Source organism: Mycobacterium sp. (genome assembly GCF_035653355.1).
Classification (GTDB): Bacteria; Actinomycetota; Actinomycetes; order Mycobacteriales; family Mycobacteriaceae; genus Mycobacterium.
The window spans coordinates 1-4,854 of the sequence record NZ_DASRBZ010000418.1; the positions used below are offsets into that span (position 1 = coordinate 1).

Genomic DNA, 4,854 nt, shown 5'->3' on the forward strand with positions numbered 1-4,854 from the left:
GGTGCAAGGCGTCACGTTGGCCTCCTTGCATGCCGCGAAGGGACTCGAGTGGGATGCGGTGTTTTTGGTCGGTTTGACCGACGGCACGCTGCCCATCTCGCATGCGCTGGCGCACGGCGCCGACAGTGAACCGGTCGAAGAGGAACGCCGCCTGTTCTACGTAGGAATCACCCGGGCCCGTGTGCATTTGGCGCTGAGCTGGGCGAGGGCTCGCAACCCAGGCGGGCGCCAAAGCCGCAAGCCGTCGCGGTTCCTCAACGGCATCGCGCCGCAGACGGATGCCGACATGACGCCGGCCAAGCCGCGGCGGGCTCGCGCGGCTGCGCCGCGCTGCCGCATCTGCAACGGCGTGCTGACCACCCCTGCGGCGGTGCTATTGCGCCGTTGCGAGACATGCCCCGGCGATCTCGACGAGGCATTGCTGCAGCGGCTCAAGGATTGGCGGCTGCGCACCGCGAAGGATATGAAGGTGCCTGCGTACATCGTTTTCACCGACAACACGCTGACGGCGATCGCCGAGATGCGCCCCGCCGACGAGACGGCGCTGGTCGCGATCCCCGGCATCGGTGCCCGCAAGCTGGAGCAGTTCGGGCCCGACGTCCTGCAGCTGGTCCGCAACGGCGGCAAATAAACACGCCGTGGCGATCCCAGCGCGGCGTAGCCGGGCGCAGCGGGTCGCCACAAACCCGGGTGCGATCGCCAGTGCGGCGAAGTCCGGCGCAACAGCAGCGAATAAACCCCCAGGTCAGAAAATCGGTTGTCCGTGAGGGCTGCTACCGGTTAGCCTCGATCCACACTTGTGACGCCGGGCGCGTCAAGCATGCGGAGAGGAGGGTGCCCACGATGATCAACGCCAACGTGTTCGTAGTCGCGCCCGGCGCTCTGCATGCCGCCCATCCCGCTGCCGCGGTCGCGGCATCGGCGGCAGCGCGCAAGCGTCGCACCGCCGCCGCAAGCGACCCGTCCGTGGATCGGGGCTTCACGTAAGTCCTCGCTAAACAGCACCGCTGGCCACGGACCCAAAAGATCCGTGGCCATTTGCATCTTCGCCCACCACCTGGTCCGGATCTGCCGATAAGACAGCCATTCGACCAGGAAGTAGGTGAACCCCACATGTCGACACTGACCGTCGGCGAAGAGACGCGGCCGGAATTGCCGTGTAATCGCGATCCCGACTTGTGGTTCGCCGACAGCCCAGCCGATCTCGAGCGAGCCAAGGCACTGTGTGCGGATTGCCCCATCCGGCGTCAGTGCCTGGCCGAAGCGTTGGAACGCGCCGAGCCGTGGGGCGTGTGGGGCGGTGAGATCCTCGAGCGCGGAACGGTTGTGAGCAGCAAGCGCCCCCGCGGGCGTCCGCGCAAGGAGGTTGTCGCTGCCTGACGCCGGAGCTACACCACGGCGGTGTCGGGCTCAGCGAAGCCCGGGATCAGCTCGTGAGACAGCGCCTTCATCGGCACATGGGCATCTAGCTGACACAGGATCGCGCCCACCGACGCAATCACCCGCATCGGAATCGCCAACTTGGCCGGCAGATCCAGCTGTCGCACGGTCTTGATCTGCGTCACCGACTGGTCGATCTGGCGTGCGGTCATCCGCTGCAGCCACTTGCGCGTGTAGTGGAAGACCTCGACCTGGATTGGCTCGACGTACTGACGCAGCATGTCGTCGATGTCGCGCACCGAAACGTTTTGACCCTTCTGGATAAACCCAGCCTTCTCCATCGTGGGCAGCAGTAGGTCGTAGTTCTTCTCGCGGGCCAGCCGAATCGTCATACCCAGCTCGACGGGAAAACCACCGGGCAGCGGCGCCACGGCGCCGAAGTCGATGACACCCATCCGCTCGTTGGGCAACAGCATGAAATTGCCGGGGTGGGCGTCGCCGTGAATCATCTCCAGCCGCCGCGGTGCGTCGAAGGTGAACTCAGCCAGTCGGGTGCCCATCAAGTCGCGTTGCTCGACTGTGCCCGTGCGGATGATTTCGGCCATCGGGATGCCGTCGATCCATTCCTGGATCACCACCTTCGGGGCGCTGGCGACGATGTGCGGCACCACGAAATGCGGGTCGTCGTGATAAGCCTTGGCGAACGCGCGCTGGTTGTCTGCCTCCAGCCGGTAGTCGAGCTCCATTTCGGTGCGCGAGATCAGTTCGTCGACGATGCCTTGAACGTCCACGCCGGGGGCAAGCTGCTTGACCACCCCGGTCATCCGCCGCAGGGTCTTCAGGTCGGCCCGCAACGCTTCGTCGGCACCCGGGTACTGAATCTTGACGGCGACCTCGCGCCCGTCGTGCCACACCGCTTTGTGCACCTGCCCGATGCTGGCGGAGGCCACCGGGGTGTCGTTGAAGTCGAGGAATCGTTGGCGCCACTTGGTGCCCAGCTGCGCGTCGAGCACCCGATGCACCTTGGGGGCCGGCAGCGGCGGGGCGTCCTTCTGCAGCTTGGTGAGCGCTTCCCGATACGGCTGGCCGAACTCCTCGGGGATCGCCGCTTCCATCACCGACAGCGCCTGGCCGGCCTTCATCGCGCCGCCCTTGAGTTCACCCAGCACGGTGAACAGCTGGTTGGCGGCCTTTTCCATCAACTCGGCGTTGACTTCGTCTTGCGACTTGCCGGTCAGTCGCTTGCCGAACCCCAGCGCTGTGCGTCCGGCGATGCCGACCGAGAGCCCGGCCAGCTTCGCATTCCGCGCCGCGCGGCCGCGTTTGATGTCTGTCACAGCTCTATCATCCATGACGGCCGTCAATTCGAGCGCATCGATCTGGCAACGGCGGATGTCAACAGAAACACAGTGGGTGCCTGGACCAGTGCCGCGCCACAATCGAGCCGGCGTTGAGATCGAATTCCAGTGTGGCGTTCAGCGCCGCGGGTGGGCTGGGGTCAGCCGTGTCCATGCCGCGCACGGCGCCGATCACCCGGTTGACCTGGCTGAGCGCGAGCGCTGCGGTGGCCATCAGGGTTGCTGGATCGGCGGCGCCGACGGTGTCACGCAGCTGGGCGGCGACCGCCGGCCACGCGGCGTCGCGGTCGCGTCGGTGTAAGTCCGCGCAACGCAGGCAGCTGGTCATGCCGGGTATCACCAGCGGACCGACCAGGCCCACTCCGTCGCGCACCCGGACCGGTAGGTGCGGGACGCCGTCGCTGTGCAGATCGCGCAGCATCCGCGGGTCGGCGACCAGGTAGTCGGAAAGCACCACGAGGTCGGTGCGCCCCGGTGTCGTGGCGTGCGGCTGGCTGCTGCGTCGAATCCGCGCACCCGAGCACCGCAGGCCTTCAGTCAGCAGGTCCGACAGCGGCCCGCGGCCGTGCACCTGGATCGACGGCGACCGTCCGGTGCGCTGCGGGCGTCCTTGCGTCGCCACGCCGGCGCCGACGAGTTGGGCGATCAGATCGGCAAGGTCGCGGGCATCCACCAGACCAAGGTCAACGGCTTGGCGTTGCAGCTCGGTCAGCGACACTCGCGATTGCATAGACCGCAGCAGCGCGGCCAGCCCGCCAGCGGTAAGTCCTCGCGGCGGACGTACCAGCACTGCCCGGCGTGGATCCCAGCCCACTTGCACGGCACCGTCGGGGCGCAGCAGTACCGGCATCGCCGGGTCCAGCGCGTACAGCGGCGCTCCGGGCACGGTCGGCGATTGCGGCACAGCTCACTGTGCCACGCTTGGCGCTAGCCGCCGCTCAGTTGTCCACAGGCCCGTCGGGGCCGTCGTGGCCCTCGTCGACGCCGCGCTGGAATTCGGCGAGCATGTCGTCGATACCGCTGGTGTCGCCGCCGATGACCCGGTCGATGAACCCGGCCGGCTCGTCGAGATCTTCCGAGGCGGGCAGCAGATCGGGGTGCTGCCATACCTTGTCGCGCGCATCCATACCGGCGGCCTGTGTCAGGCGTTCCCACAGCACCGCAGCCTCCCGCAGCTTTCGCGGCCGCAGCTCCAGGCCGACCAGCGTCGCGAATGTTTGCTCGGCGGGGCCGCCAGTGGCGCGGCGCCGGCGCAGCGTCTCACTGATCGCGGCGGCACCCGGGATCCGGTCGTCCAGCGCCGCGCTCACCACTGTCTGCACCCAGCCGTCGATCAACGCCAGCAGGGTCTCCAGCCGCTCCAGCGCCTGCACCTGCTCTGGCGTGGCCTTCGGCTCGAAAACTCCCTGGTTGAGCAGCTGCTCGACAGCCGACGGATCGGTCAGCGAGGCCGGGTTGAAGTCGCGGGCCAACTCCTCGATCCCGGCCATGTCGATATTCATGCCCTTGGCATAGGCCTCGACCGCGCCGAGCAGCTGACTGGCCAGCCACGGCACATGGCTGAACAACCGGTGGTGCGCGGCCTCACGGGCCGCCAGGAAGGTCAGGATCTCGCTGCGCGGTCGTTCGAGCCCGGCAGCAAACGACTCGATGGCCTCGGGCAGCAGCGCGGCGACGCCCTTCGGGCCCAGCGGCAGGCCGATGTCGGTAGACGTCAGCACTTCGCGGGACAACCGGCCCAACGCCTGGCCCAGCTGGGAGCCGAAGGCCATGCCGCCCATCTGCGACATCACCGACAGCAGCGGACCGGCCATGTTCTTGGCCTCTTCTGGCAGCGCAGCGGCCCACACCGTGGAAATCTGCTGGGCCATCGGATCGCATAGCCGCTTCCAGGTTTCCAGGGTGTTGTCGACCCAGTCGTTGGGGGTCCAGGCGACGGCCTTGGTGGTGCCCGCAGGGATCGCGGTTACCCCGTCCAGCCAGGTTTCGGCGAGATGCACCGCATCGGCGACGGCCGAGTTAGTGCCGGCAGGTATCGGCGCCACGGACCCGATGGAGCTGTTGGCCAGCTGCCGGGCCACCTCGTAGTTCACCGGGCCGGAGGACTTGCCGGTGG

6 protein-coding genes are annotated in these 4,854 nt (G+C 67.5%); 3 read left to right on the forward strand and 3 right to left on the reverse strand.

The genetic code is table 11. From position 1 onward, the window contains the following. The 3 genes from VFA16_RS14445 to VFA16_RS14455 all read left to right on the forward strand — a co-directional run. A partial coding sequence (locus VFA16_RS14445) for an HRDC domain-containing protein (RefSeq protein WP_324968478.1) occupies positions 1-631 on the forward strand: 631 nt, incomplete at its 5' end. A 212-nt stretch (positions 632-843) separates the two neighbouring features. Further along, positions 844-987, forward strand: a complete 144-nt coding sequence (locus VFA16_RS14450; RefSeq protein ID WP_324968479.1) for a hypothetical protein — start codon at positions 844-846, stop codon at positions 985-987. A 126-nt stretch (positions 988-1,113) separates the two neighbouring features. Further along, the gene (locus VFA16_RS14455) at positions 1,114-1,380 is read left to right on the forward strand and encodes a WhiB family transcriptional regulator (protein WP_324968480.1); all 267 of its coding nucleotides are present in this window, start codon (positions 1,114-1,116) and stop codon (positions 1,378-1,380) included. Positions 1,381-1,388: 8 nt separating this feature from the next. On the opposite strand, the gene VFA16_RS14460 is transcribed toward VFA16_RS14455, so the two are convergent. From VFA16_RS14460 to VFA16_RS14470, 3 genes are all read right to left on the reverse strand, one after another. Continuing rightward, positions 1,389-2,732: an ABC1 kinase family protein gene (locus VFA16_RS14460; RefSeq protein ID WP_324968481.1), complete on the reverse strand. Its 1,344-nt coding sequence runs from the start codon at positions 2,730-2,732 to the stop codon at positions 1,389-1,391. Between the two features lie 43 nt (positions 2,733-2,775). After that, the gene (locus VFA16_RS14465) at positions 2,776-3,588 is read right to left on the reverse strand and encodes a cyclodehydratase (protein WP_324968483.1); all 813 of its coding nucleotides are present in this window, start codon (positions 3,586-3,588) and stop codon (positions 2,776-2,778) included. Between the two features lie 88 nt (positions 3,589-3,676). Beyond that, positions 3,677-4,854 (reverse strand): zinc-dependent metalloprotease (locus tag VFA16_RS14470; RefSeq protein ID WP_324968482.1); only part of this gene is annotated, 1,178 nt, incomplete at its 5' end.

Coding starts and splice junctions, on each gene's coding strand:
- VFA16_RS14460 (WP_324968481.1), bottom strand. CDS start 2,732: ATGGATGATAGAGCTGTGACAGACATCAAACGCGGCCGCGCGGCGCGG.
- VFA16_RS14450 (WP_324968479.1), top strand. CDS start 844: ATGATCAACGCCAACGTGTTCGTAGTCGCGCCCGGCGCTCTGCATGCC.
- VFA16_RS14465 (WP_324968483.1), bottom strand. CDS start 3,588: ATGCCGGTACTGCTGCGCCCCGACGGTGCCGTGCAAGTGGGCTGGGAT.
- VFA16_RS14455 (WP_324968480.1), top strand. CDS start 1,114: ATGTCGACACTGACCGTCGGCGAAGAGACGCGGCCGGAATTGCCGTGT.